Origin of the sequence: Thalassotalea sp. LPB0316 (genome assembly GCF_014898095.1) — a bacterium.
Lineage (GTDB): Bacteria > Pseudomonadota > Gammaproteobacteria > Enterobacterales > Alteromonadaceae > Thalassotalea_G.
In genome coordinates this window covers 404,477-429,920 of record NZ_CP062946.1, presented here as the reverse complement: position 1 = coordinate 429,920, position 25,444 = coordinate 404,477, and the positions used below count along the sequence as shown (strand labels likewise).

At 42.9% G+C, this 25,444-nt stretch carries 22 protein-coding genes; 8 read left to right on the top strand and 14 right to left on the bottom strand.

Going from position 1 to position 25,444, the window contains the following annotated elements; translation table 11 throughout:
- Positions 1–119 precede the first annotated feature (119 nt).
- Positions 120–3,317 carry an amidohydrolase family protein gene (locus LP316_RS01865; RefSeq protein WP_193022409.1) on the top strand — a complete coding sequence of 1,066 codons (3,198 nt, stop codon included), beginning with the start codon at positions 120–122 and terminating at the stop codon, positions 3,315–3,317.
- An 82-nt stretch (positions 3,318–3,399) separates the two neighbouring features.
- Here the strand turns inward: LP316_RS01865 and LP316_RS01860 are convergent, their stop codons facing one another.
- The 5 genes from LP316_RS01860 to uvrA all read right to left on the bottom strand — a co-directional run bounded on the left by LP316_RS01860 (position 3,400) and on the right by uvrA (position 9,665).
- Positions 3,400–4,059, bottom strand: coding sequence for a 2OG-Fe(II) oxygenase (locus tag LP316_RS01860; RefSeq protein WP_193022408.1), 660 nt, complete (start codon positions 4,057–4,059; stop codon positions 3,400–3,402).
- A gap of 262 nt (positions 4,060–4,321) precedes the next feature.
- Complete coding sequence (locus LP316_RS01855; RefSeq protein ID WP_193022407.1) at positions 4,322–4,846, bottom strand: ion channel; 525 nt, start codon at positions 4,844–4,846, stop codon at positions 4,322–4,324.
- 45 nt (positions 4,847–4,891) lie between these two features.
- On the bottom strand, positions 4,892–5,773 hold the full coding sequence (locus tag LP316_RS01850; protein WP_193023785.1) for a spermidine synthase: 882 nt from the start codon (positions 5,771–5,773) through the stop codon (positions 4,892–4,894).
- Positions 5,770–6,420: a fused MFS/spermidine synthase gene (locus LP316_RS01845; RefSeq protein ID WP_226960783.1), complete on the bottom strand. Its 651-nt coding sequence runs from the start codon at positions 6,418–6,420 to the stop codon at positions 5,770–5,772. The genes LP316_RS01850 and LP316_RS01845 overlap by 4 nt, the downstream gene beginning before the upstream one ends.
- A 419-nt stretch (positions 6,421–6,839) precedes the next feature.
- Positions 6,840–9,665 carry an excinuclease ABC subunit UvrA gene (gene uvrA, locus LP316_RS01840; RefSeq protein ID WP_193022406.1) on the bottom strand — a complete coding sequence of 942 codons (2,826 nt, stop codon included), beginning with the start codon at positions 9,663–9,665 and terminating at the stop codon, positions 6,840–6,842.
- A 200-nt stretch (positions 9,666–9,865) separates the two neighbouring features.
- Between uvrA and LP316_RS01835 the strand changes: the two genes are divergently transcribed.
- Positions 9,866–11,233: an MFS transporter gene (locus LP316_RS01835; protein ID WP_193022405.1), complete on the top strand. Its 1,368-nt coding sequence runs from the start codon at positions 9,866–9,868 to the stop codon at positions 11,231–11,233.
- Here the strand turns inward: LP316_RS01835 and LP316_RS01830 are convergent.
- Complete coding sequence (locus LP316_RS01830) at positions 11,227–11,703, bottom strand: GreA/GreB family elongation factor (RefSeq protein WP_193022404.1); 477 nt, start codon at positions 11,701–11,703, stop codon at positions 11,227–11,229. The genes LP316_RS01835 and LP316_RS01830 overlap by 7 nt on opposite strands.
- A 137-nt stretch (positions 11,704–11,840) precedes the next feature.
- Between LP316_RS01830 and LP316_RS01825 the strand changes: the two genes are divergently transcribed.
- Positions 11,841–13,868, top strand: a complete 2,028-nt coding sequence (locus LP316_RS01825) for an NADPH-dependent 2,4-dienoyl-CoA reductase (RefSeq protein ID WP_193022403.1) — start codon at positions 11,841–11,843, stop codon at positions 13,866–13,868.
- 64 nt (positions 13,869–13,932) lie between these two features.
- Here LP316_RS01825 and LP316_RS01820 read toward each other — a convergent pair whose 3' ends face one another.
- Together LP316_RS01820 and LP316_RS01815 are read right to left on the bottom strand one after the other, a co-directional pair.
- Positions 13,933–15,450, bottom strand: coding sequence for a transporter substrate-binding domain-containing protein (locus tag LP316_RS01820; protein ID WP_193022402.1), 1,518 nt, complete (start codon positions 15,448–15,450; stop codon positions 13,933–13,935).
- Between the two features lie 81 nt (positions 15,451–15,531).
- Complete coding sequence (locus tag LP316_RS01815; RefSeq protein WP_193022401.1) at positions 15,532–17,085, bottom strand: amidohydrolase family protein; 1,554 nt, start codon at positions 17,083–17,085, stop codon at positions 15,532–15,534.
- Positions 17,086–17,267: 182 nt separating this feature from the next.
- Between LP316_RS01815 and LP316_RS01810 the strand changes: the two genes are divergently transcribed.
- Positions 17,268–17,657 (top strand): acyl-CoA thioesterase, encoded by a 390-nt coding sequence (locus LP316_RS01810; RefSeq protein ID WP_193022400.1) that lies wholly within the window; start codon positions 17,268–17,270, stop codon positions 17,655–17,657.
- A gap of 132 nt (positions 17,658–17,789) precedes the next feature.
- Positions 17,790–18,488, top strand: coding sequence for a single-stranded DNA-binding protein (gene ssb / locus LP316_RS01805; protein WP_193022399.1), 699 nt, complete (start codon positions 17,790–17,792; stop codon positions 18,486–18,488).
- 170 nt (positions 18,489–18,658) lie between these two features.
- Here ssb and LP316_RS01800 read toward each other — a convergent pair whose 3' ends face one another.
- The 4 genes from LP316_RS01800 to LP316_RS01785 form a co-directional block, all read right to left on the bottom strand.
- Positions 18,659–18,838 (bottom strand): hypothetical protein, encoded by a 180-nt coding sequence (locus LP316_RS01800; protein WP_193022398.1) that lies wholly within the window; start codon positions 18,836–18,838, stop codon positions 18,659–18,661.
- A gap of 205 nt (positions 18,839–19,043) precedes the next feature.
- Positions 19,044–19,235: a hypothetical protein gene (locus LP316_RS01795; RefSeq protein ID WP_193022397.1), complete on the bottom strand. Its 192-nt coding sequence runs from the start codon at positions 19,233–19,235 to the stop codon at positions 19,044–19,046.
- Between the two features lie 166 nt (positions 19,236–19,401).
- A complete protein-coding gene (locus LP316_RS01790; protein WP_193022396.1) occupies positions 19,402–20,529 on the bottom strand; it encodes an anhydro-N-acetylmuramic acid kinase in 1,128 nt (375 codons plus the stop codon).
- Positions 20,519–21,919, bottom strand: coding sequence for a peptidoglycan DD-metalloendopeptidase family protein (locus LP316_RS01785; RefSeq protein ID WP_226960782.1), 1,401 nt, complete (start codon positions 21,917–21,919; stop codon positions 20,519–20,521). The genes LP316_RS01790 and LP316_RS01785 overlap by 11 nt, the downstream gene beginning before the upstream one ends.
- Before the next feature lie 157 nt (positions 21,920–22,076).
- On the opposite strand from LP316_RS01785, the gene tyrS reads away from it, so the two are divergent.
- The 3 genes from tyrS to LP316_RS01770 all read left to right on the top strand — a co-directional run bounded on the left by tyrS (position 22,077) and on the right by LP316_RS01770 (position 24,352).
- Positions 22,077–23,276, top strand: coding sequence for a tyrosine--tRNA ligase (gene tyrS, locus LP316_RS01780; RefSeq protein ID WP_193022395.1), 1,200 nt, complete (start codon positions 22,077–22,079; stop codon positions 23,274–23,276).
- Between the two features lie 103 nt (positions 23,277–23,379).
- On the top strand, positions 23,380–23,943 hold the full coding sequence (locus LP316_RS01775) for a DUF4136 domain-containing protein (protein WP_193022394.1): 564 nt from the start codon (positions 23,380–23,382) through the stop codon (positions 23,941–23,943).
- 88 nt (positions 23,944–24,031) lie between these two features.
- Complete coding sequence (locus LP316_RS01770; RefSeq protein WP_193022393.1) at positions 24,032–24,352, top strand: ribonuclease E inhibitor RraB; 321 nt, start codon at positions 24,032–24,034, stop codon at positions 24,350–24,352.
- 19 nt (positions 24,353–24,371) lie between these two features.
- Here the strand turns inward: LP316_RS01770 and LP316_RS01765 are convergent, their stop codons facing one another.
- Complete coding sequence (locus LP316_RS01765; RefSeq protein ID WP_193022392.1) at positions 24,372–25,001, bottom strand: trimeric intracellular cation channel family protein; 630 nt, start codon at positions 24,999–25,001, stop codon at positions 24,372–24,374.
- Positions 25,002–25,007: 6 nt separating this feature from the next.
- The gene (locus LP316_RS01760; RefSeq protein WP_193022391.1) at positions 25,008–25,421 is read right to left on the bottom strand and encodes a rhodanese-like domain-containing protein; all 414 of its coding nucleotides are present in this window, start codon (positions 25,419–25,421) and stop codon (positions 25,008–25,010) included.
- Between the last annotated feature and the right edge of the window lie 23 nt (positions 25,422–25,444).

Here is a 25,444-nt window from a genome sequence, read left to right as displayed (position 1 = left end):
GACAAGTGAGCGCATTGTTGTTAAATTTTGACGGCAGTTATGTTTTATTTATAACAGAAAAATATTTCGTGCGATGACTTTGTTCATTGTGCAATTCATTACAACAAAGGGTTTATTTCATGGCGATTAAATTTCCAAAAGTATCTGCTTTGGCCTTGGCTGTAGCAGTCGCTTTACCGTCAGCCGCATTTGCGGAATCAAAATCAGAAGAAAAAGCTTGGTCTGTAAACGAGCCACAAGGTATCTTTAAAACCGTAGATATTGATGTTCAACAAGGTACTTGGATGAATGTCGATATTAGCCCAGACGGCAAAACTATCGTGTTTGACTTACTTGGCGACATCTACACTATGCCTATAACAGGTGGCGAAGCCACGGCTTTGATGACGGATATTGCTTGGCAAATGCAGCCGAAATTTAGCCCTGATGGCAAGTATATTGCCTTTACGTCTGATCAGGACGGTGGCGATAACTTGTGGATCATGAATGCCGATGGCTCAAATGCTAAACCCGTAACGAATGAAACGTTCCGTTTATTAAACAGCCCTGCGTGGTCTCCAGATGGCAACTATTTAGTGGGTCGTAAGCATTACACTGGCTCGCGCTCACTGGGTGCTGGTGAGGTGTGGCTATACCACAAAACTGGTGGCAGTGGCGTGATGCTAACTAAGCGTCCGAATCAGCAAAAAGATTTAGGTGAGCCAGCATACTCTCACGATGGCAAGTATGTTTATTTCTCACAAGATGCAACCCCAGGTAAAACGTTCCACTACTCGAAAGACTCTGAAAAGGGTATTTATAAAATTAAGCGTTACGAGCTAGAGACTGGCAAAATCGACACGATTATTTCAGGTAAAGGTGGTGCGATTCGCCCAACGCCATCGCCAGATGGTAAATACTTAGCCTTTATCAGCCGTGACGATTTCCAGTCAAATCTTTACCTTTACGATCTAAAAAGTGGTGAAGAAATGCTTATTCACGAAAATTTAGAGCGTGATATGCAAGAAACCTGGGCGATCCATGGTGTTTACTCAAACATGGCCTGGACACCTGATAGCGAAAATATCGTTTTTTGGGCTGACGGCAAGATCAAAAAACTCAATATCAAATCAAAGAAAGCGAGCACGATTGAGTTTCATGTAAAAACGCAGAAGAAAATTCAAACCGCGTTGAAATTTGAACAAACCTTAGAGCAAGATGACTTTGACGTAAAAATGCTCCGCAATGTGCAAATTTCGCCAAATGGCAAGCAAGTTGTGTTTGAAGCTATGGGTAGTATTTACACCCGAGCGTTACCTGACGGAAAGCCAAAGCGCTTGACTAAAGAAAAAGATAAATTTGAGTTTTTCCCAAGCTTTTCTCGCGATGGTAAGAAAATTGTTTATATCGCATGGGACGATGAAAACCTAGCCGAAATCAAAGTGGTTTCTGCTCGCGGCGGTAAGGGTAAAACCATTTCAAAAGAGCCGGGTAAATACGTAGAGCCGAGCTTTTCACCTGATGGAAAAACCGTGGTTTATCGCAAAATTGCCGGCGGTTATATTACTCAACCTAAATGGGGTTTAAACCCTGGTATTTACGCAATGCCAGCGAAAGGCGGTGAACCAACATTAGTCACTCGCTATGGTGTTCAACCGCATTTTGGCGCAGCAAATGATCGCGTTTACGTCATTCGCAGTGGTGAAATGCCAAATATTGCGCGAGTCGATATTGATGGTCAAAACGACACGACCTTATATCAAGGCAAATTTGCCACAGAATATCGCGTATCACCTAATGGTGAGTACTTAGCTTTTGCTGAGCGCTTTAAAGTCTTTGTTACGCCATTTGTTGAGCGTGGTGATGTTATTACTATCGGCCCGAAAGGCGGTAACTTCCCAGTGAAGCAGCTTTCTGTTCGCGCGGGTGAAAGTATTAGCTGGAATGGTGCGTCTAACAGCCTTTACTGGAGTTTAGGGCCTGAATTATACCAAGCGTCAGTTGCTGGTTTATTCGATATTAAAGGCGAAGCAGACAACGCTGAGAAAACTGAGCCAACCGTAACTAACTTAAGCTTTAAACACAAAGTCGATAAGCCGTCGGGCGCAATTGCGTTTATCGGTGGTAAAGTAGTGACTATGGAAGGCGATAAAGTGATCGAAAACGGCGTAGTGGTCGTTGAAGGTAACGTGATCACAGCCGTTGGTCCTCAAGGCAGTGTTGACATTCCAGCAAATGCTCAGCAAATCGATATTAGCGGTAAGTCAATCATGCCTGGGTTAATTGATGCTCACGCGCATGGCCCACAAGGTAGTGACGAAATCATTCCACAGCAGAACTGGAAAAACTACGCTGGTTTAGCACTAGGTGTTACAACTATTCACGATCCGTCAAATGATACTACGGAGTTTTTTGCTGCGAGTGAAATGCAAAAAGCGGGTGATATTGTCGCTGCGCGCTTACACTCAACCGGGACAATTTTATATGGCGCAACAGTTGCCGGTTATACCTCACATGTTGACAGCCTAGACGATGCTAAATTCCATGTTGAACGCTTGCAAAAAGCCGGTGCTTACAGTGTGAAAAGCTACAACCAACCACGCCGGAATCAGCGTCAGCAATTTATTCAAGCGGCGCGTGAAGCGGGGGTATTAGTGGTGCCAGAGGGCGGTTCATTATTACAGCACAACCTAACGATGTTAGTTGATGGTCACACCACGTTAGAGCACTCAATTCCAACTGAAAAAATCTATGACGATATCAAGCAACTTTGGTCTGCGTCAGAAATGGCCTATACGCCAACAATGGGGGTTGCCTATGGTGGTATTTCAGGTGAGCATTTCTGGTACGACACAACTGACGTATGGCAGCATCCGCGGTTGAGTAAATATGTACCGAGCGAAATTTTAGATCCGCGTTCAATGCGCCGCACTAAAGCGCCGCACCACCATTACAATCACATTAACGTTGCTAAGGTCGCCAAAGAAATGAGTGATTTGGGGGTATTAGTTAACTCAGGTGGTCACGGTCAGCGTGAAGGCTTAGCAATGCATTGGGAAATGTGGATGATGGCCCAAGGTGGCATGACGCCGCTTGAATCACTGCGTACCGCAACGATGAACCCAGCGCTAACACTCGGTTTAGATAAACAATTAGGCTCAGTAACGCAAGGTAAATTGGCTGACTTAATTGTTGTTGATGGTGATATCACTCAAGATATTCGCATCAGTGACAAGGTAACTCACACCATGATCAACGGTCGTTTATATGATGCCGATACCATGAATGAAATTGGTAACTACGATAACAAACGCGAGAAGTTTTACTTCGAAAAATAATCGTGAGTTAAGGTGAAAAATAAAGGGCTTATAACCAAGTGTTGTAAGCCCTTTTTTATGATCAATACCAATTGACTTGATATTAGTTTGGCGGATCTACTTTGTGTTCGTGTGAGCCGTTAACCCGATACCAACCCGCGATAGATAGTCGGTTTTTAGTAGCTGGCAGCACTTCATGCGGAAACTCTTCACTCAAAAAGACCACCAGTGTACCTAATTCAGGTATCACTTTTATGCCATCAACATCTTGTTCATTTTTATATAAAACCAGCTCGCCGCCATCTTGGGCTTGCCAATCCTTATTAAGATACAACACAACCGAAAGCACGCGGTTTTTGTCGCCGTGAAAGGCATCAACGTGGCGTTGATAAAAGGCTTGTGGTGGGTAATGGGCAAAATGGCTCTCAAACGAAAACAAACCGAGAAACAAACGGCGATTGAGGTGTTGCTTTAAATCATCACACCAACGTAGCCATTGCTGACCGGCAATTGAATCACCCAAGACCCAGCAAATTTCATCACCGCGAATCGTGTCGTCTTTGTCAAAATCTTGTTCTCTGCCAATGCCTGCGTGATTAAATTTTTCATTAGGCATATGAGTTAAGTGAAAGTGCAGGGCGTCGGCTATATCACGAGGTATGCCGAGTGGGTTAATACTAAACCCTTGTGTCTGTAAATCATTACTGATCTTACCAAACACGTCGAGATCATTAGCAATTGTCGCATTACAGGGGATATTCATGAGTTATCACTGGTGTTGTGCTCGATAACGACAGTACAAAAATTGGTTGGTGGCTGCACGTATCGAGAAGGTAGGGTTATAATTTAGTCGCTATTCTAGGAAGTAGTTTAAGCGTTGAAAAACTAATTATACTTGGCTTTACGACAAAAAATATTTATCAGCTAGGTAATTAAGATAACTATTCGTGTTTGAAGAGGTACTAACATCGGTGAATGGGAATAGCCTGTCGATAGCATATTATCCAACAGGCTAAGCAATAAAGTTAACCCGATTTACTGTTCGAGCTATCGTCCATCGCTCGTTCTATGGTTTGCTGGGCACTTTTAACGGTTTGATCTTGGTGGGCAATTTTCTTTTCTAATTCAATGAGCCTAGCTATGATTTGAGCGTTTTGGCTGCGCAACTCACGGTTTTTGACATTGGTATCAGAAAAGCCAAGGATTTTCGATGCCGCTAATGCGCCAAGGCCTCCCATAATACCGACACCAAAAACAAACATCACCATGACGGTAGCCTGCCCGCCGACAGTAACAGGGCTAATGCGGCCAAAACCAATGGTGGTTGAACTCATTAACATTAACCATATCGCATCAGCATAGGTTTTTACGGTTGCTTCAGGATGCCCTTGTTCAAACTGCAAGGTGATGTAGCCAAAAAAGCATACCAGCAAAATCATCGCCAGTAGCGCGAGTAAAAAAACATAGCGCGTTTTGTAGTTTTTTACCCCGTGGTCGTCAATCGTGTAGTAATTCATTGACTTGGTGACACGTTGAAAAATAATCGGCATAACAGACTTCTCTTGGTTTTTTGCTTAGTATAAATATCGAGAAAGCTATTTCAATAGGTTAGCTGGTGAATATTGATCGGTCAGTAATCGGGTGTTGCTCGGCCAGTCTTGCTCTATTTTCATATGGCGCAATACGCGGTAAATATCAACGCCGTAATCAATCAGCACTGGCGCTAGTTGGTCGGCGCGCTCACTTAACACCTGTTTACTCGGTTTGCCAGCGTTGGAATATAAGATGATGCGGTTACCGGTAGTGTTAAACCGTACGTTATAAAAATCACCAAACACCGATTGGTAAGTCGCCGATTCCGCATTGTAGAGCTTGCTTAATGAAAACGTGTTAGCAGACAACACACCATCGGCCGACAATAGATTTTTGACTTCCTGTAAAAACTCTTGGGTCATTAAATGCTCTGGAATGTAATCACCATTATAAGCATCTAAAATAATCCAATCGTATTGTTGTTTCTTCAGTCCAGCGCGTTTAATAAAAATGCGCGCATCTTGTTCAGTATTGCTGACCTGACTATTTTCCTTAAAGCCAAAATAATCTTTCGCCACTTTTACCACGGCGGGATCGATTTCAACATTATCGATTTTGGCTGTAGGTAATAGCTGATTGAAGGTATTTGATAAGGTGCCACCACCTAATCCAACGATTAAGATTTTGCTTGGCTTGGGGTTAAGTAGTAAACCTGAAAAAATGAGTTTGGTATAACTAAACACCATTTTGTTTGGGTCAGATTTGTAAATACAGCTTTGGTTACTGGTGGCGCGTTTAACACTAAATTTTAAGCAGCGTAAATCGCCGCTATCTTCAACAAAAATGTTGCGATACAAAGATTTTTCTTGATGAATAACTTCTGCGTAAGCTGCTGAGTTAACGCCTAATATTGATATCATCACGGCGATTAAATACTTCATTATGAGTCACCTGTCTTATTGGCTACTGCGGGATAATGCGCTAAAGCAATCGAACACAAGCCTAAAACAGCCAGTAAGCTGCAGTAGAATAAAATAATGGTATTAACTTCAAACCACAGCACCAAATAGAAGGAAGTCATTAGTGTGCCTAAGGCACTGCCAATGGTGGAAACAAAATACAAAATACCAGCAACTTGGCCACTTTTCTCTTTATCGTCGATTAACAGTCGAATCGAGTAGGGTGAAATCATCCCTAAGATAACGGTAGGGATGAAGAATAAAGCAATAGAGGCAACTAAAGAGCCATATCTCGCGTCCTCAATTTGGATGAAAATCATTTCTAAAATAGGTGTCGCGAACAGAGCAACTGGAGTCACAGTTATGCCTGAAAAGAGGAATAGTAAGCCGTATTTTTTTAAGTTGGGCTGATGCATTGAAAGCTTACCACCGAGTAAGTAACCAAGGGATAAACTCAGTAAGAATACGGTAATAATACTGCCCCAAATATGTACGCTTGAGCCAAAATAGGGAGCGAGGATCCGCCCGCCGAGTAATTCGATGCCCATAATGGCAAAGCCACTACAAAATGCTAATAAATATACGAATGAGTTTTGCCACATACCATAATAATTCGTTAGGGTTTTCATCATATTAACTTGTTGTGGTTGATAAACAAGCCAAATTTACACAGTACATGCTTTGGTTGTTTTTGCTTAGCTAATGATGTGCTAGTCATTATTAACGACACTACGCTGAGTATGACACTATGCTGGGCGTGACACTAAGGCGTCATTACCGTGAAGACGGTAATCTCATGTAAATGCCACTATGGCAAGTAGTTGAAAGATGCCCGACTACTCGGGCATGACGGTGTTGGAACGAGATGCCCGACTACTCGGGCATGACACTATTTAGGGTGTGACACTAAGGCGTCATTACCGTGAAGACGGTAATCTCATGTAAATGCCACTATGGCAAGTAGTTGAAAGATACCCGACTGCTCGAGTATGACGGTGTTGGAATGAGATACCCGATTGCTCAGGTATCTTTGTTGCTATGACGGTTCTATTTAGCCGAGCATCGGCTTTAAAAACCTTGCGGTGTGCGAGCGCTTGTCTTTCGAAATATCCTCTGGTGTTCCTGTCACGAGAATTTCACCACCACCTGAGCCACCTTCTGGGCCTAAATCAACGATCCAGTCGGCAGTTTTTATCACATCTAAATTATGCTCGATAACCACAATGGTATTGCCGTGATCACGCAGACGATGAATAACTTGCAGTAGCTGTTTAATATCGTGAAAGTGTAAACCTGTCGTCGGCTCATCGAGAATGTATAAGGTTTTACCGGTATCGCGCTTCGATAATTCTTTAGCCAGCTTAACCCGTTGAGCTTCACCACCTGACAAGGTAGTCGCCGATTGGCCAAGCTTGATGTAACTTAAACCAACGTCCATTAAAGTTTGAAGTTTGCGTTTAACGGCAGGGATAGGTGCGAAGAACTCAAGCGCATCTTCGATAGTCATATCCAGCACTTCGTGAATGTTTTTACCTTTGTAACGCACTTCTAAGGTTTCGCGGTTGTAGCGTTTACCCTTACAAACATCACACGGCACGTAAACATCGGGCAAAAAGTGCATTTCAACTTTAATAACACCGTCGCCTTGGCAAGCCTCGCAGCGACCACCTTTAACATTAAAACTAAAGCGGCCTGGTTTATAGCCTCGTGAGCGTGCTTCTTGAGTCGCTGAAAATATATCGCGTACGGCAGTGAAAATGCCAGTGTAGGTGGCGGGGTTTGAGCGAGGTGTACGACCAATTGGGCTCTGATCGATATCGATAACTTTATCTAAATGCTCTAGGCCAGTAATTTCTTTGTATGGTGCTGGATCATTGGTTGTCGCGCCATTTAGCTCGGTTTGGGCAAGTGGGTATAATGTATTGTTAATTAAGGTCGATTTACCTGAGCCTGACACTCCTGTGATACAAGTCATCAAACCAACCGGTACCGTTAAATTGACGTCTTTAAGATTGTTACCACTAGCACCTTTTAATTCAATTAACCGCTTGGCATCATACGGCGTACGCTTTTTAGGGACTTCAATACCCTCTTTGCCAGAAAGGTATTTTCCGGTGAGTGAGTCTTCACTTGCTAAAATGTTTTCTAAGCTACCTTGAGCTATGACATTACCACCGTGGACACCGGCACCGGGGCCAATATCGATAATGTGATCAGCTTCGCGAATAGCATCTTCATCATGCTCTACAACGATCACGGTATTACCTAAATCGCGCAGGTGAATTAAGGTATTAAGTAGGCGTTCGTTGTCGCGTTGGTGTAAACCAATGGAAGGTTCGTCTAATACATACATCACCCCGACAAGGCCGGCGCCAATTTGGCTAGCTAGGCGAATTCGCTGAGCTTCGCCACCTGATAACGTATCGGCACTGCGCGACATGTTTAAATAATTCAAGCCGACATTCACTAAGAAGCCTAAGCGATCATTGATCTCTTTTAATATTTTCTCAGCAATTTTGCCGCGCTGACCGGTTAACTCCAACCCTTCGAAAAAGGCCAGTGCTTCGGCAATCGATAGCTGAGCAATCGTCGGTAAGGTGACATTTTCAATAAAGACGTTGCGGGCTTCTAGGCGCAATCGCGAACCTCCGCAATCGTTACACGGTTGACTGTTTAAGTACTTCGACAACTCTTCGCGAACCGCATTCGATTCCGTTTCTTTATAGCGGCGGTTCATGTTGTTTAAAATACCCTCAAATGGGTGCTTTCTAACAACGATATCGCCTCGATCATTCATGTATTTGAATTCAATATCTTGTTTACCACTGCCGGATAAGACAATTTTTTGAATGTTTTCTGGTAGTTCTTTAAACGGGGTATCAAGCTCAAAGCCGTAATGCTCTCCCAGTGCCTGTAACATCTGAAAATAATAGAAATTGCGCTTATCCCAGCCGCGAATGGCACCACCTGATAAACTCAGCTCAGGGTTGGTAATCACGCGATTTGGGTCAAAGAACTGTTGATTGCCTAAACCATCACAGGTTTGACATGCACCTGCAGGGTTGTTGAAAGAAAACAAACGAGGCTCAAGCTCTTGCATAGAATAACCACATAGCGGACAAGCAAAGTTTGCTGAAAATAACAGCTCTTCTTTGTTTGGCTCGTCCATAAAGGCAACCTTGGCAGTACCGTGGGTTAAGCCGAGTGCAGTTTCAAATGATTCAGATAGTCGCAGTTGAATGTCTTCGCGAACTTTTAATCGGTCAACCACTACTTCAATCGTGTGTTTTTTGTGAAGCTCTAACGTAGGAGGATCAGATAAATCACATACTTCGCCATCAATGCGGGCGCGAATAAAACCTTGAGCACTTAAATTTTCTAATAACTTAATGTGCTCACCTTTTCGATCTTGCAGTACCGGCGCCAAGATCATCACCTTGGTACCCTCTTCAAGTGCTAATACTTTGTCGACCATTTGTGAAATGGTTTGGGCAGCTAGCGGTTGGTGATGTTCAGGGCAGCGCGGCTCACCAACACGAGCGTAGAGCAAACGCAAGTAATCGTAGATTTCTGTGATTGTACCGACGGTTGAACGCGGGTTGTGAGACGTTGATTTTTGCTCAATAGAAATGGCTGGTGACAAGCCTTCAATGTGATCGACGTCAGGTTTTTCCATCAGTGATAAAAACTGGCGAGCATAGGCTGACAGCGATTCGACATAACGGCGCTGACCTTCGGCGTATAACGTATCGAAGGCTAATGATGATTTGCCTGAGCCAGATAAGCCCGTGATCACAATGAGTTTGTCACGAGGTAATTCTAAATCGATATTTTTCAGGTTATGGGTTCTTGCACCCCTAACTTCAATTGTATTCATAACCAATCCGCTTACTGAAAGAACCCACTAGTATCGCATAAAATCTCAGCGATGTTGATCAAATTAGCAAAGCATTTTCAATGGTGATAATTGTTAATAAGTCGTGTTAAAATGGCGTGTTTTTTGATATTTTTTAGGTTTATGCGGGTATTACTTTTTGCATAACCACAGTTACTTATAGAGCCAATGAAAGACAGCCAATGAAATCAGATGGATTAAACAGTATTGAGAAGAAAGCGGCGTTTTCTTTAGCGACAGTGTTCGGCTTGCGCATGTTAGGGTTGTTTATGATCCTGCCTATTTTCGCAATTTACGGCACAGAGCTAGAAGGTTACACACCATTTTGGCTCGGCATCGCCATTGGTGCTTATGGTTTAACGCAGGCGCTATTACAAATTCCTATGGGGATTTTGTCTGATAAGTTTGGCCGCAAGCCTATTATTATTATTGGCTTAATCGTGTTTTTAATCGGGAGTTTAGTCGCGGCGCATTCGGAAACGATTCATGGCGTTGTTTTTGGTCGTGCGCTCCAAGGTATGGGCGCTATTGCCAGTGCTGTATTAGCCTTAGCTGCTGACTTATCGCGTGAAGAGCAACGCCCGAAAGTGATGGCGACCATAGGCATGTTTATTGGTTTGTCGTTTACTGTTTCTATGGTACTTGGCCCAGTTGTCGCGCAAAGTTATGGCCTATCTGGCGTGTTCTTGTTTACCGGTGTGCTCACGTTGATGGCGATTTTTATGGTGCAATTTATTGTCCCAAGCTCACAAAATAAAGCGCCCAAAGGCGATAATGTTGCTATTCCTCAGCAGGTCAGTCGGTTGATTGTTCATCCTCAGCTATTTCGTTTAAACGCAGGTGTATTTATTCTCCATATGGTGTTAACTGCGTGCTTTATTACGCTGCCTAAATTATTTGTCGCTGCAGGTTTACCGCTAGAAAAACACTGGGCACTGTACTTACCAACTCTCTTTGGCTCATTCTTCTTAATGGTGCCTTTTATGATTTACGCGATTAAATCAGGTAGAGAAAAAGCCATGTTTAGCGCTGCAGTGATGTTATTAACACTCACGTTAGTCGCATTGGCGCTTGATGCGAGTTCACTGGTGGCACTGATTGTCGCAATGGTGGCATTTTTCACCGCGTTCAATTACTTAGAGGCAACCATGCCATCTCAATTATCTCGCATCGCCCCAGCGGGTGTAAAAGGCAGTGCAATGGGCATATTTACCTCTAGCCAGTTTATGGGGGCGTTTGTTGGTGGTGCGCTCGGCGGCTATGTTGCGCAAAACTTTGGCGAGCAAACTATTTTTCAAGTGATGGCGCTATTTGCAGGTTTGTGGTTTGTTTTATCGCTGACGATGAAGCAATACCAAGCGTCTAAAAGTTTTAGCTTTAGCACCGATAAAATGGATGAAGAGCAGGGTGAGCAAGTCTTGCAAAAGCTGATCGAATTACCTGGTGTCGTTGAAGCAACATTGGTCTACGAAGAATGCGTTGCCTACGTCAAACTCGACGTTAAGAAAACCTCAATAGAGCAAGTTAAAGCGGCGCTTAAACCTCAATAAATCTCTTCGATAATATAGGATTTAGTGGTACTGGTTTGAAGTACCACTTCATCGTCTCTACTTTTGCCCATCAGTAGTCGCCCAAGTGGTGCTTGTGGTGTGATCACGGTAATGACTTTACCTTGATGTTGGCAATTGATACCGCCACCGACAGGTGCAATAAAAAAATAATGTAGCGTTTCTTGCTCATCAATTAAAACGACTAAACTACCTATAGCGACGTGCTGATGTAGGCTATTTTGCTTGATTAATTCATTGATCAAAGTAATCGATTGGCTTAATTGCTCAACTCGCTGAGATTGGCCATGTGCTAAAAATCCCGCCTCTATTGCAAGCGTATCATACTGAGTTTCAGCAACTGATTGATCGTCAATTGCGGCGAGCCTTGCTTGTTCTGCGGCTTGCTTAGCATTGGCTAGTTCGGCTTCGAGCTGTTCAATGATCTGCATCAAAAGAGGTGTTTTTTCCATTCTTACACCATAATGTAAAAGCTTGACAATGCCAACGAATAAGATAAATTAGATATCAATCTGACAGGTGTCAACATTGTTATTGAAGTGTAAAAATGTTGATGCCTGTTATTAGAAATTTTGCTTGGGAATTTATTATGACAACATCATCGCTGTATCCTCATTTACTTGAGCCATTAGATTTAGGTTTTACGAAACTGGCAAACCGCGTGTTAATGGGGTCAATGCATACGGGGTTAGAAGAAGAAAAAAATGGTTGGGCAAAGTTAGCTGCATTTTACGAAGAGCGCGCTAAAGGCGGTGTTGGTTTAATTGTTACTGGTGGTGTTAGTCCTAATATTCGCGGTCGCGTTGCGCCTTTTGGCGGCGATATGACAATGCCGTGGCACCCGAAAAAGCACAGAGAAGTAACCGATGCGGTTCACAAATACGATACCAAAATTTGTTTGCAATTACTTCACACGGGTCGTTATGCCTATCACCCGTTTAGTGTTTCAGCGAGTGCAATTAAAGCGCCGATCAATCCATTTAAGCCTAAAGCGATGTCGAGTCGACAAATCTGGGGCACGATTAAAGACTACGCGAAAGCGTCTCGCCTAGCGCAAAAAGCGGGCTACGACGGTGTTGAAATTATGGGTTCCGAGGGTTACCTACTCAACCAATTTAGCTGTAAGCGTACAAACCATCGAACCGATGAATGGGGTGGTAGTATTGAAAATCGCATGCGTTTTGCAGTTGAAACGGTACGTGCAACACGTGAAAAGTGTGGCGAGCATTTTATTATTATCTTCCGTTTATCTATGCTCGATTTAGTCGAAGGTGGTAATAGCTGGGAAGAAGTCGTATTAATGGCCAAAGCGATTGAAGAAGCCGGCGCGACTATTATTAATACCGGTATAGGCTGGCATGAAGCTCGCGTACCAACGATTGCAACTTCAGTACCTCGTGCCGCGTTTACCTGGATCACCGAGCGCATGAAAAAAGAAGTCTCATTGCCGCTAGTTACAACTAACCGTATCAACACACCAGAGGTTGCTGAAGAGGTATTGGCAAATGGTCACGCCGATATGGTGTCGATGGCGCGTCCGTTTTTAGCGGATGCTGAGTTTGTTAATAAAGCTGCTGCTGGTAAAAGCGATGAAATAAACACTTGTATTGGCTGTAACCAAGCCTGTTTGGATCACGTTTTTGAGCAAAAACGCGCATCTTGTTTGGTTAACCCTAGAGCTTGTTATGAGACAGAATTAACGTTTAGTTCAACGTCAACACCGAAAAAAGTCGCGGTTATTGGTGCAGGCCCTGCAGGTCTGGCATTTAGTGTTTATGCTAGCCAGCGCGGTCATCAGGTTACCTTATTTGATGCCGGTACTGAGATAGGTGGTCAGTTTAACGTCGCTAAACAAATTCCGGGTAAAGAAGAGTTCTATGAAACACTGCGCTATTTCAAAAAGCAGCTTGAGTTATGTAATGTTCAAGTCCACCTAAATACCTTCAAAACAGCAGATGAATTGGCGAGTGAAGGCTTTGACGATGTTGTAGTTGCGACCGGTATTAAGCCTCGTCAGCTTGATATTAAAGGGATAGATCACCCGAAAGTGAAAAGCTATTTACAAGTATTAAAAGACAAAGAGCCTGTCGGGCAAAAAGTTGCGATAATTGGTGCCGGTGGCATCGGTTTTGATACTGCGAGTTATCTAGCTGAAGAGGAGTCGTTAACAACTAACCCGGAAGCTTGGATGAAAGAGTGGGGTGTTGACAAAGCTTACCAACACGAAGGTGCGTTAACTCAAGCTGAATCTGAAAAAGCGGAGCGAGAGATTTTCTTATTACAGCGAAAAACGTCAAAAGTGGGTAAACATTTAGGTAAAACCACCGGCTGGATTCACCGAGCGTTCTTGCAGAAAAAAGGCGTGAATATGATCCCTGGCGTTAGTTACCAAGAGATCAACGACCAAGGTTTAGTGATTGAAGTTAACGGCGAGCAGCAGTTACTCGAAGTGGATAACGTGATTATTTGTGCTGGCCAAGAGCCAAATCGCGATTTAGCCGACGCCTTAACGGAAAAAGGCCAACGCGTTCACCTAATTGGTGGCGCCGATGTTGCCGCTGAGCTTGATGCTAAGCGTGCTATTCGTCAAGGTGCTGAGTTAGCCGCTAAACTCTAAGTGTGATAAGTTTGGTTTAAAAAGGGGGGGCGTTATCGCCCCCTGTTTTATTGCGCGAATAGCACTATTTTATGCTTAACCCTAACGCTTTTTTATAAAGCTCAGCGGTTTGCTGATCGAATTTACTTAGTAGTTTTGAGTATATTTTCACTTGTTCAACTGGGTCAGCTAAGGCTTGGTTAAAACGCTTTATCAAGTCTTGGTTTAGCGGCGTGTCATTGCACATCAAATAGGTTTGAAAGCTTTGACCAACTTTTTCAGGTAAAGTGAAGCTTTCAATTAGTGAAGCGTCAAAATCGCCTTCGGTAATGTCAGGCAAAATCGTTGGCCAGATAATCACTGCATCAAGTCGGTGTGTTTTTAACATCGACATAATGGTTGCATATGAATAATCTTCAAAAATAATTAGTTGGTTGAAACTTTGCTCGTCAAGTGCCTTGGCTAAGGTATTGTGGGCAAAACCTTTGTTAACGATACCGATTCGAACTTTAGGGTTGTCAATGAGTAATTGATTCAGATCGATTACCACGTCGTGAGATAGTGGCTTTGAAAATTCAAATAAGGATTCTTTTAGGGTGAGTAATCTCGGTTTTATATAACTGTTTACTGGTTGTGAGAACAGCGCATAAGATTCTCTACGCGAGTTTTTGAAAACATTAATCACACAGCTATTAGCGGATTTATCACTCTTTTTAATGGCTGTGTCCGCTACTCGGGTACTGCCAATTTTTAAATCAAAGTGAATATCGTCGAATCGATTGGCGACATAGTTACTAAATTGATGATCGAGAAAAACGGCTTTTAATGATGCGTTTTCTTGAAACATTTTAGGGATTAAATACCAATCTACCGTTGGCTTTTCTCCTTTTTCAGCGTAGTCAGCAAACTGATATATCAGATCATTAGCAAAATACTTTTTTATCACGCCTTGCTTAACTAATATCGGCATTTTTTGATCAAAGATTTTAGCTAGTGCTCTACCTTTTACCGTGTTGGCGAAGCCAAAATACATTTTTTGTTTAGGTAACAATTCAAGGTGATCTAAGCGCTGATCAGGGTCGGCATTGGTAAGCTCTTTGGCATACATCAACGCGCCGTCAATTCGTTGATTTATAATGAGCTTATCGACATTAGCCAGTGAGTCCATGGAATAAAAATTGACATGATCTGGCAAGCTGCTTTTTAACACATAGTTACGCCTTCCAGCGATGGTTAAGTTATCGATATCTTGCAGCGTTTTTATATTGTGGCGCTTTTTGTCGTACAGCAGGTAAAATGACGAGTCCATATCAAGATGAAAATTAGGCGTGATAATATTCTCATCTTGTCCTTGATAAACACCTATTACGATGTCGGCTCGTTGTCTTGCGACTAAACTTATTGCTGTGCTCCAGTCGGCAAGCTCGTATTTGATGTCGTAATCTTGTTGATAAATCGCGCGCAAAATATCCCAGTATTTGCCGGTTAAGTCTTTGTTGGTTGAACCTTGCCACTCTTCAGCAACCACATGTAGCACCGGATGATCGGCTTTACTTGGTAAAGAGGATAAGCATAAACACAATAATAATATTAACCTAAACATCTGAGTCATTTTGCACGATTAACTTCAATAAGGTAAGTATTGACACAATACTACAAAAAGTGAAACCAAGTGGTTCGACTTTTATGGCGTTTGTGCCTTAGCCTGCTCTACGATTTCTCTAACTTCTTTTAACAGCGTCGGCGCGTGATACACAATACCGTCTTTAATCGTGTAATTTACGCCGCCTTCACGAACGGGCTTGTTGTTTTCATCTAACTTAAAATGCCCCGTGCCATAAAGCTCTTTGAAGTTTCTCAGCGGATTGTTTTTAACTATCACTAAATCAGCTTTTTTACCTACGCGAATTGAGCCTATGTCGCCGTCAAGCCCCAAGGCTTGTGCACCGTTAAACGTTGCCGACTTAATCACTTCTAGCGCGTTAAAGCCGGCTTCGCGCAAAAGCTCAAGCTCACGGATATAGCCAAAGCCGTATATTTTAAAGATATAGCCTGAATCAGAGCCCGTTGTGACACGGCCGCCGTGATTCTTGTAGTCGTTTAAAAAGACCATCCACTGCTGAAAGTTTTTCTTCCAGGCGATTTCATCATCGGTTGTCCAGTCAAACCAATACGAGCCATGGGCATAGCGGCTGGGTTGGAAGAATTCCCACAGCGTTGGTAGCGTGTATTCTTCATGCCAATCGGCATTCATTTCACGCATTAAATCTCGGCTAGCTTCGTAAATGGTCATGGTTGGATTAATCGTGAAATCGAGCTTGATTAACTCATCGCGTACCATTTGCCACTGCTCAGTATCTGGCTTGGCGGCTTGTTCCCACAATCGGCCCGCTTCAGCAAATCTGTGCTGCTCGTTGTTGTAATTATATTCTGGCGAGTAATTTTGAATGGTTTGATGTTCAAACAAGGCTTCAGGCAAGCCATACCAATGCTCCATCGTTGTTAAGCCTAAACGAGCTGAGTCGATAACGTTCATCGCGGTTACTTCTAATTGAGCGTGATGCATCATCGAACCCAGTCCTTGTTTTTTCGCTTCGGTTAATGCTGCCTCCATGATTTGCGGTGGCGCACCAAAAAACTTAATGCCTTTTGCGCCTTGTTTAGCAATGTATTTTACCCATTTGGTCGCTTGTTTAGGTGTGGTAATTGGCTCCTTACTACCCATACCAAACCCAACGTAAGGAACAATCCGTGGCGCGGCGATAGTATTAGCTTCACTGCGTTTCACGTGATCCATCACCCAGTCAATCCCGTTAAAGCTACCCGGCTCACGTACTGTGGTGATCCCGTGTGCTAGCCATAGTTTAAAGACATATTCAGCTGGAATGTCATCAGCGCTACCGCCTATATGGCCATGCATGTCGATAAAACCGGGTAAAATGTATTGGCCACTTACATCAATTTCCTTGTCGTTCGGCCCCGCTTTTGGCCGTTTATTCGGCTTAATTGGCACTCCGGGGTTGCCGACATTAACGATGCGAACAATGCGATCATTTTCAATGATAATATCCATTGGCCCTTGTGCTGGTGCGCCCTCACCGTTGACGATAGTGCCTCCGCGCAAAATCAAGCGTTCGTATGGGCCATCGCCGGTTGTTCTATTTGGTGCTTTTTCGCCGGGTGCGGCATGTAACATTGTCGTGATTAACAATAGCGAAAGCGTCATCAGTTTTTTCATAAGGTCGACAGTTCCAGTGTTTATTGTTTGTCTTTATTGTTTTCAATCAGTATAGCTCGAACAAATTAGCAAACAATTACTTTGCGTTTGAACTGGTTGTTAGTACGATAGACGACAAAAAATTAACCAGTTCTACACTGGTGTTTGAATTTAAGTTAATCACGAGATAGGAATTGTTTGTTTTGTTTAGTGAAAAATTTAGTCCGCGTTTTAGTGATACCGATGCGCTTGGGCATATCAATAATACCTTAGTGCCGATTTGGTTTGAGGGCGCCCGTAAACCGGTATTTGAATTATTTGTACCAGATCTCGACCCGAACAAATGGAATTTGATTTTGGCCAATATTGAAGTGGCTTTTAAAGCACAAATGTATTTTGGCTTTGATATGGAGGTGAAAACCTTTATCAGCCATATTGGCAATAGCTCATTTAAGGTCTATCAAGAGTTATGGCAACAAGAAAAGTGCTGTGCAACAGGTACTGCAACTATGGTTCATTTCGATTATCAAGCGCAAAAACCAACAGTCATTCCAGAACAAATTAAGCAGATGTTAACAGCGCATATTCGATAAATTTTTTGACCTTAGTTATAGGTAAAACTCACTTGTAGTGATAGAATATTCTGCTCAAATATTTTAGATAAGAAGATCTCAAACGAAGATCAGTCAATGTTGAAAACATTGCCAACCCCATAGGATAAATACATGGCCAGTCGTGGAATCAACAAAGTCATCATCGTCGGTAACTTAGGGCAAGATCCTGAAGTTCGCTTTATGCCAAACGGTGGTGCAGTTGCCAATTTTACAGTTGCTACGTCAGAAACGTGGAAAGATAAGCAAACCGGTGAGCAAAAAGAAAAAACCGAATGGCACCGTATTGTGATTTATCAACGCCTAGCTGAAATTGCTGGCGAATATCTTAAAAAAGGTTCAAAAGTATATTTAGAAGGTCGCCTGCAAACGCGTAAATGGCAAAACCAACAAGGTCAAGATCAGTACACAACTGAAATCGTTGTTAATGACATGCAAATGTTAGATTCTCGTGGTCAAGGTCAAGGTGGTTTTCAACAAAATCAAGGCCAATCAGGTGCTTCTTATCAACAAAATCAAGGCGGCTACAACAAGCCAGCGGGCCAGCAAAGTGGTGGTTATCAGCCGGCGCAACAAAGCCAAGGCGGATACCAACAAAGCCAAGGTCAACAAAGCGGTGGTTACCAACCAGCACAGCAAAACCAAGGTGGTTACCAACCAAATCAAGGTCAGCAAGGTGGCGGTTATCAAGCACCAACACAACAAAGCCAAGGCGGTTATAACCAATCAAATCAAGCGCCTGCGCAACAAAATGCACCTAAGGTAAATCCTCAAGAGCCAACAATTGATTTTGATGACGACATTCCGTTCTAATTCAAGACAAATTTAAAAATGTTGAAAAAGAATTTTAAAAGCCGCTACTAAGCGGCTTTTTTAGTTTTATGAGTAAACCTCGGTATTAAAAATCTATTGCACCTGTGAGTCGTGCGTTGAAGTTTAATGTAGATTATCAGAGCATTAAGCTATGTAAGCGAGTTTACGGTTTAGTTGTAGCCGAGGATAAAATCTTTCTCTTGATCGCGCTCTACGGAGGTGAAGCGTTTGGCTTGGTGTTGTTGGCGGCGCTTGAAGTTATTGCGGTCCATTGCATTTTTGGTGCAAATCAATGTTTGGTTATACGATTGTCCGTTGTTTGATTGCGATACAGTAGTTGTGCTGTTCATCGTGTAAATACCATTGTTAGAGAGTTGTTAATTACTATGGCGAAAGATAGCGCATTGAAGGTATAGATATTGTTGATTGTTGTTCGATGTTTGTGAAAATTTGTACGCTTGGCGTGGTGTGATGAAATTTTTATTTGGGAAAATAAAAATGGGGCGTTATCTGCCCCATTTTTGCGGATATATATTACATTACAGCTTTGAAAAATTAGTAATAGGTATCTTCTTTGTTGTGTGCTTGAGGATCTTCAATGAGGTCCTCAAAAGGTACTTCGAAACTATGGTTATTTTCCATGTTTGACATATAAACGGTTTTGGTCGAGCCATCAATCCAAGTTACTGTACCGCTGCCTTTCTTACTACCGCATTTCATACCTATATGTAGATCGTTGAAATTCATCGCTCCTCCTCATCAAGTTGAATTGGTGCAGGGACTTAGATTGCCAGAAGTTTTATAAGTTCATTATTATCGTTTTTGGCGTGTACAAGTTGACAATCGGTTTGCACAATTTTTAAACGGTTGCTGATCGATTATAGAGGGATTTTTATACAACGCCAGTGATTTTTTATGCAAGATATTCGCTGCCAAGTACCAATGCTTTGTTAGCCCCCGTAACACTTGGGATGTTGCTGCAAATTTTTTTATCAAAGGCGTAGGCAAACCAGGCAAACGCCATGGCTTCTAAGGCATCGCCATTGATATTGATGCTACTCATTGGTGTAACTGTATGCTTTTTAAGCTGTTGTTTTAGAATGCTTTTTAGGTGGTCGTTGTGTGCGCCGCCACCGCATAAATAAACCTTGCCAGTAGCGCTTAATGCCTTGATTTGCTCAGCAATTGTAGTGCTCGTTAGTGCGCTTAATGTTGCTTGTATGTCCTTGGGATTTAGGGGGTTTTTACCATTAAATTGATTGAGTTTTTCACTTAACCAGGCTGAATGAAAATATTCTCTGCCTGTGCTTTTCGGTGCAGGTAGTTGGAAATAGGGATCAGCGTGAAAATGAGTAAGTAAGGCTGTGTTTATCTCACCTTGTTGTGCCCACTGGCCATTTTCATCATAGGCTTTGTCACTGTGATGTTGTTGGTACCATTCATCTAACAATGCGTTGCCGGGGCCAGTATCAAAACCGATCACGTCCTGTTGCTCGCTAGTGGGTAGGTAGGTGATATTGGCAATACCACCAATATTGACAATAAACAGCGGTTGGTCATCACTTAATAAAACACGATGAAAGGCCGGTACTAGTGGTGCACCTTGACCACCATAAGCAATATCTTTGCGGCGAAATTGGCCAATAACGCGAATGCCGGTTAATGCCGCTAGGGTGTCATTACAGCCAATTTGTAAGGTAAAAGCGTGTTGTTGCGATGTGCTCGGTGGACGATGGCGAATGGTTTGGCCATGATTGCCAATCGCGCAGATGTCATCAGGCGTTAGTGATTGCTCGGCTAAAAATTGATTGATGGCATCAGCAAAATGCTTGGCTAGTGCTATATCAAGCTCGCCCATCATATCAATTTCGTTAATAGACGATTGATAAAGTTGGGTAATTTTTGCTTGCGTGGTTGAGCTGTAGGCTTGATAAAAACTCGCTACTAATACCGGTTTATCACCCTTAAAATCAACCAGTGCTAAATCAATGCCATCAGCACTGGTACCAGACATCAAGCCTATGTAATAGTTAGTCTTCATCAGCAACTTGCATCGCTAAAAGTGCTTGTTTTGAGCCTGAAAGTTCTTGAATACGTTGTTGGGCTAGCAAGTTAAATGCTTGCTTGTGCTGTTTTGCGATAGGCTCGGCATCTGGCAGCTTAACCGTGCGAGGATTGCGGTGAACACCATTGACCAAAAACTCGTAGTGAAGATGTGGTGCTTCTGACATACCCGTTGAGCCAACATAGCCTATTACTTGACCTTGCTTAACTCTTTGGCCTTTCTTAACGGCGCGTTTTGAAAAATGTAAGTACTTAGTAACTATGCCTGAACCATGTTGGATAAAAACATAGTTACCATTGTATTTATTGTAGGTAGAGTGGGTCACTTTACCATTACCAGCGGCAACTACAGGCGTGCCTTTTGCTGCCCGGTAATCTGTCCCGTTGTGAGCTTTCCAGCGCTTTTGAATGGGGTGGAAGCGTTTCGGCTTAAAGTTTGAGCTAATGTATTTGAAGTTAACCGGTGCACGCAAAAACGCTTTGCGCATGCTTCTACCCTCTGGCGTGTAATACTCACCATCGGTAAAGCGAATTGCTCTAAACTCTTCATTTTGATTGACAAACTCAGCCGCCAAAATCGCGCCGTGACCGATAAATTCACCGTCAACATATTGGTTTTCGTATATCACATGAAACTCATCGTTCTTGCGGATATCTAGGGCGAAGTCTATGTCCCAGCTAAATACATTGGCTAAATTGATGATTTGATTATCCGTTAAGCCTGCGTTGACGCCAGCGTGCCAAAAGCTGGTTTTAATAACTCCATGGGCAATGGCTTGACGCGTTTCAATCACTTTTTCTTCAATATCGGCTTGGTAATCTTTACCATCACCGACAATGCGCAAGGTTTTCACGCGAGAAATAGGGTAATCAAGTGCCACTAGTGTATTAGTGTCATCGGTACCAATGTTCAACGTGTCACCGACTTGTAACTTTTTCAGTAGGTTAATATCGTCGTGTTTGGTTTTAGTAATGTTATAAGTCGTTTGTGCGCTAAAGCCGTGGCGATTTAAAATCTTTGCTAACGAATCACCACTTTTTACCGTGGCTGTTTGCCAACTAATCGTTGGTTCGTCAATAAGTACTTCTGCTGTTGTTTGCGCATCTTCGTCTTGGTTTGCTGTTTCTGTGCTCGTCACTGGCGCAGGTGATATAGGAGCAATTGCAGCACCGCTAGGTTCATCGGTAAAGGGAATGGCTAACTCGTAGCGTTTACCCACTTCTAAATTATTTTGCTTACTTTGATTGGCTGTTTGCTGATTTTCGCTGGGTAGTAAGGTTAAAGAGATCAAAATAAAGACGCCAGCCTTGAGTGACCAACGGTGTAATTTGGGTAAGGATAAATATAAATTCTTTATATTTTTCAAAATATTACTACTTAAAATCTAAAAAACAAAAATCATATATGCCTGCACTATAGCAAAAAAAAAACAAATGAATCAGCTACAGGCTGTAACCCTAGCGATTTTTGAAGTAGAATTCGGCATTCGAAATTAAATTGTTATTGCTACTGGAGCGAAATTCATGACTGAAGTCAGCCAAGCGTTTGCTGAGTTAAAACGCGGTGCAGAAGAAATTCTGTTAGAAGATGAATTATTAGAAAAGTTGAAAGAAGGTAAGCCGCTGAAAATTAAAGCGGGCTTCGATCCAACAGCTCCAGATTTACATTTAGGTCATACCGTTCTTATCAACAAATTGCGTCAGTTTCAGCAATTAGGCCACGAAGTCATTTTCTTAATTGGTGATTTTACTGGCATGATTGGTGATCCAACGGGTAAAAACGTGACACGTAAGCCACTGACGAAAGAAGATGTTTTGGCTAATGCGCAAACCTACAAAGAGCAAGTGTTTAAGATTTTAGATCCGGAAAAAACCACCGTTGCGTTCAACTCAACTTGGATGGAAAAGCTCGGTGCTGCTGGCATGTTAAAGTTAGCTTCTCGTCAAACCGTTGCACGTATGATGGAGCGTGATGACTTCAAAAAGCGTTACAACAATGGTCAAGCCATTGCGATCCACGAGTTTATGTATCCATTAGTGCAAGGTTGGGATTCTGTTGCGCTAGAAGCTGATGTTGAGCTTGGTGGCACCGATCAAAAGTTCAACTTATTAATGGGGCGCGAGCTGCAAAAGGCAGAAGGCCAACGTCCTCAAACTGTGTTGATGATGCCGCTGTTAGAAGGCTTAGACGGTGTCCAAAAAATGTCGAAATCATTAGGCAACTATATCGGCATTACCGATACGCCAAATGATATGTTTGGTAAGGTGATGTCAATTTCTGATGATTTAATGTGGCGCTACTACGACTTGTTAAGCTTCCGTCCGTTAAGTGAAATTGAGCAATTTAAACAACGTGTTGCCGATGGTGCCAACCCACGTGATATCAAAATTGACTTAGCGAAAGAGCTGATTGCCCGTTTCCATGATGATGAAGCTGCGCAAGCGGCACATCAAGAGTTTATTAATCGTTTTCAAAAGAAAGCGGTGCCAGATGATATGCCAGAGTTAACGCTAACGCCTGAAGGTGGCCAAATTGCAATCGCAAACCTGTTAAAGGACGCTGGCTTGGTAGCGAGTACGTCTGAAGCGATGCGAATGATCAAACAAGGCGCCGCGAAAATAGAAGGCGAAAAAATCAGTGATAATAAATTGGTTATTGAAGCCGGTACCACTCAAGTCTATCAGGTAGGTAAGCGCAAGTTTGCCAAAGTAACCATTGCTTAACAAACGCGTTTTAGCGTGTTAGGTTAATAAAGTCAGCACTTGTGCTGGCTTTTTTTATGTTTGAATTTTAACGTATTAGTTTCAACATGTAGCAAGGGTAGGTATGCGATATTTAGCGATATTTTTATTAGTGTTAACAGCGCTTGGTTGTTCGAGCCCAAATAAAGCTGAAACAAAATACTTAGTGCCTTTTGATTTTGACAGCGCTAAAACTTACGGCTTTCACGAATTAAATAGCCGATATAGCCAACAACAGAATATGAGCCATGCGATGCGCAACAGCATTGAGCTCGCCATTGAACGACAATTTGATAAGCTGGGTTTTCGCTATGCCAAAGAGCAACCTGATATCATCATTGGGTATCGCTTATACGGTGTCAATGGCACGATTTTTAATGGCCGCAAGGAAGAGATTTGCCGAGATTGTCGACCTTCGAAAAAGGAGCTGAATAAAGCACGCCAGAATCAGCAAGCGATCAGTTCGATTATGCTCGATGTTCAATCGGGTAAAAGCCAGTTGTCAGTTTGGCGCGCGAGTTACCCTCTTTCGCTAAAAGGCGACGAAAATAGTGTTGAGTTTAACCGTGAAATTGATAAAGCAATTAATGAGATAGTCGCCAAATACCCGAAAAATAATCGCGAGCAACAAGTTGTCATTGCGCGATAGGAAATTATCGACAAGCGAGCTATAATTGCCAACGCTCGCGACATAGCACTGGGCTTTAATCCTGCGAGCTTTTAGGTAAAGGTAAAATATGACGGCGATTGACGAAACTACACAAGTGTTAAATGAAATGGCACAAGCAGGTGTTGACCTGAGTGTTGCCCATGATGTGGTGTTTTTTCAGTTATTTGAAAAGCAAGAGCAAGCGAAGCAAATGCTCGTATACTTGCAAGACGAATTACCTGAAGTGAGAGCTGAACTTTTACCTGATGAAATCCCGAATGTTTGGGATGTCAATGTGACGGTTAACATGGTGCCAAGTTATCAAAATATCGTTGATCAAGAAAAGCTGTTTGAGCAAATAGCCGGACAGTTTAACGGTTACAACGATGGTTGGGGCATAGAGGCTTAAGTGCTACAGCTTAGAGCGGTTATTTCAGCCGCTCGCTATCATCGACAATCTCGAATGCTGGCAGTGACAACTGCCAATAAATTGCGGCTAAGCGCAAACTCAGGGCACCAACGATGGCAATAACCGTAGCGAGTTGTTGGTTGAGTCCGACAACGAGTAAGCCACAGAACAAAGCACCCCCAACTAATGCCGCGGTCGCGTAAATTTCCTGACGTAAGATCATCGGAATAACATTACACAAAACATCGCGAATCATACCGCCTGCACACCCAGTAAGAATACCCATCACCATAGCTATTGACATTGGCGTGCCAAAACTCAGTGCTTTTTGCGTACCTAAAACTGCGAAAAGTGCCAAACCAAAAGCATCGGCTATCAGTAAAAAGCGCCGAGGAATTCTGCTCGGCTGACGAATGATCAAGATAGTCAGCAACGCCGTGGTGACAATAATATATAAATAGTTGACGTCATTAAGCCAAAACACCGGTGCACCTAAAATAATATCGCGAATGGTGCCGCCGCCGACAGCTGTTACGGCGGCCAGTACAATGACGCCAAACGGGTCGAGCTGGTATCGTCCTGCCATTAGCGCACCTGAGAGTGCGAACACTGCGACACCAAATAAGTCGAGCCAATAAACTAAGGTCATTAACTATTATCGGTTAGTGGTTAAGGGGAGGTTGTTTTCTTGCCATAGCTTGATATCACCCGTTAGGTGGCGTACTTGCGTAAAATCATTGGCTTTGAGTATTTCTTCCGCCATTGCTGCGCGTCGACCTGAGCGGCAGTGAACAATAATCAGAGTATCTTTATCGCCGTTTAATTTTGCTTGCAGCGCCGCTAACTGATCGGCGATTTGGTCGTGACTAAAGTTAATCGCGCCTTCAATGTGACCTTGGTTATATTCTTCTTGTGAACGGACGTCTAAGACGACAAATTTTTCAGCTTTGGCAGCATTTTGCATGCTTAGCAATTGAGTTTGGCTTATTTGTGGTGTCTCGCTTGCCTGAGCCAAATGGCTAAATAGCAAAGTAGCAGTAATTAATAGTACTTTAGTAAAAGCAGTCATACATTCTCCTTGGCGAATATTTT

Coding starts and splice junctions, on each gene's coding strand:
- LP316_RS01865 (WP_193022409.1), top strand. CDS start 120: ATGGCGATTAAATTTCCAAAAGTATCTGCTTTGGCCTTGGCTGTAGCA.
- LP316_RS01860 (WP_193022408.1), bottom strand. CDS start 4,059: ATGAATATCCCCTGTAATGCGACAATTGCTAATGATCTCGACGTGTTT.
- LP316_RS01855 (WP_193022407.1), bottom strand. CDS start 4,846: ATGCCGATTATTTTTCAACGTGTCACCAAGTCAATGAATTACTACACG.
- LP316_RS01845 (WP_226960783.1), bottom strand. CDS start 6,420: ATGATGAAAACCCTAACGAATTATTATGGTATGTGGCAAAACTCATTC.
- uvrA (WP_193022406.1), bottom strand. CDS start 9,665: ATGAATACAATTGAAGTTAGGGGTGCAAGAACCCATAACCTGAAAAAT.
- LP316_RS01835 (WP_193022405.1), top strand. CDS start 9,866: ATGAAATCAGATGGATTAAACAGTATTGAGAAGAAAGCGGCGTTTTCT.
- LP316_RS01830 (WP_193022404.1), bottom strand. CDS start 11,703: ATGGAAAAAACACCTCTTTTGATGCAGATCATTGAACAGCTCGAAGCC.
- LP316_RS01825 (WP_193022403.1), top strand. CDS start 11,841: ATGACAACATCATCGCTGTATCCTCATTTACTTGAGCCATTAGATTTA.
- LP316_RS01820 (WP_193022402.1), bottom strand. CDS start 15,450: ATGTTTAGGTTAATATTATTATTGTGTTTATGCTTATCCTCTTTACCA.
- LP316_RS01815 (WP_193022401.1), bottom strand. CDS start 17,085: ATGAAAAAACTGATGACGCTTTCGCTATTGTTAATCACGACAATGTTA.
- ssb (WP_193022399.1), top strand. CDS start 17,790: ATGGCCAGTCGTGGAATCAACAAAGTCATCATCGTCGGTAACTTAGGG.
- LP316_RS01800 (WP_193022398.1), bottom strand. CDS start 18,838: ATGAACAGCACAACTACTGTATCGCAATCAAACAACGGACAATCGTAT.
- LP316_RS01795 (WP_193022397.1), bottom strand. CDS start 19,235: ATGAATTTCAACGATCTACATATAGGTATGAAATGCGGTAGTAAGAAA.
- LP316_RS01790 (WP_193022396.1), bottom strand. CDS start 20,529: ATGAAGACTAACTATTACATAGGCTTGATGTCTGGTACCAGTGCTGAT.
- tyrS (WP_193022395.1), top strand. CDS start 22,077: ATGACTGAAGTCAGCCAAGCGTTTGCTGAGTTAAAACGCGGTGCAGAA.
- LP316_RS01775 (WP_193022394.1), top strand. CDS start 23,380: ATGCGATATTTAGCGATATTTTTATTAGTGTTAACAGCGCTTGGTTGT.
- LP316_RS01770 (WP_193022393.1), top strand. CDS start 24,032: ATGACGGCGATTGACGAAACTACACAAGTGTTAAATGAAATGGCACAA.
- LP316_RS01765 (WP_193022392.1), bottom strand. CDS start 25,001: ATGACCTTAGTTTATTGGCTCGACTTATTTGGTGTCGCAGTGTTCGCA.
- LP316_RS01760 (WP_193022391.1), bottom strand. CDS start 25,421: ATGACTGCTTTTACTAAAGTACTATTAATTACTGCTACTTTGCTATTT.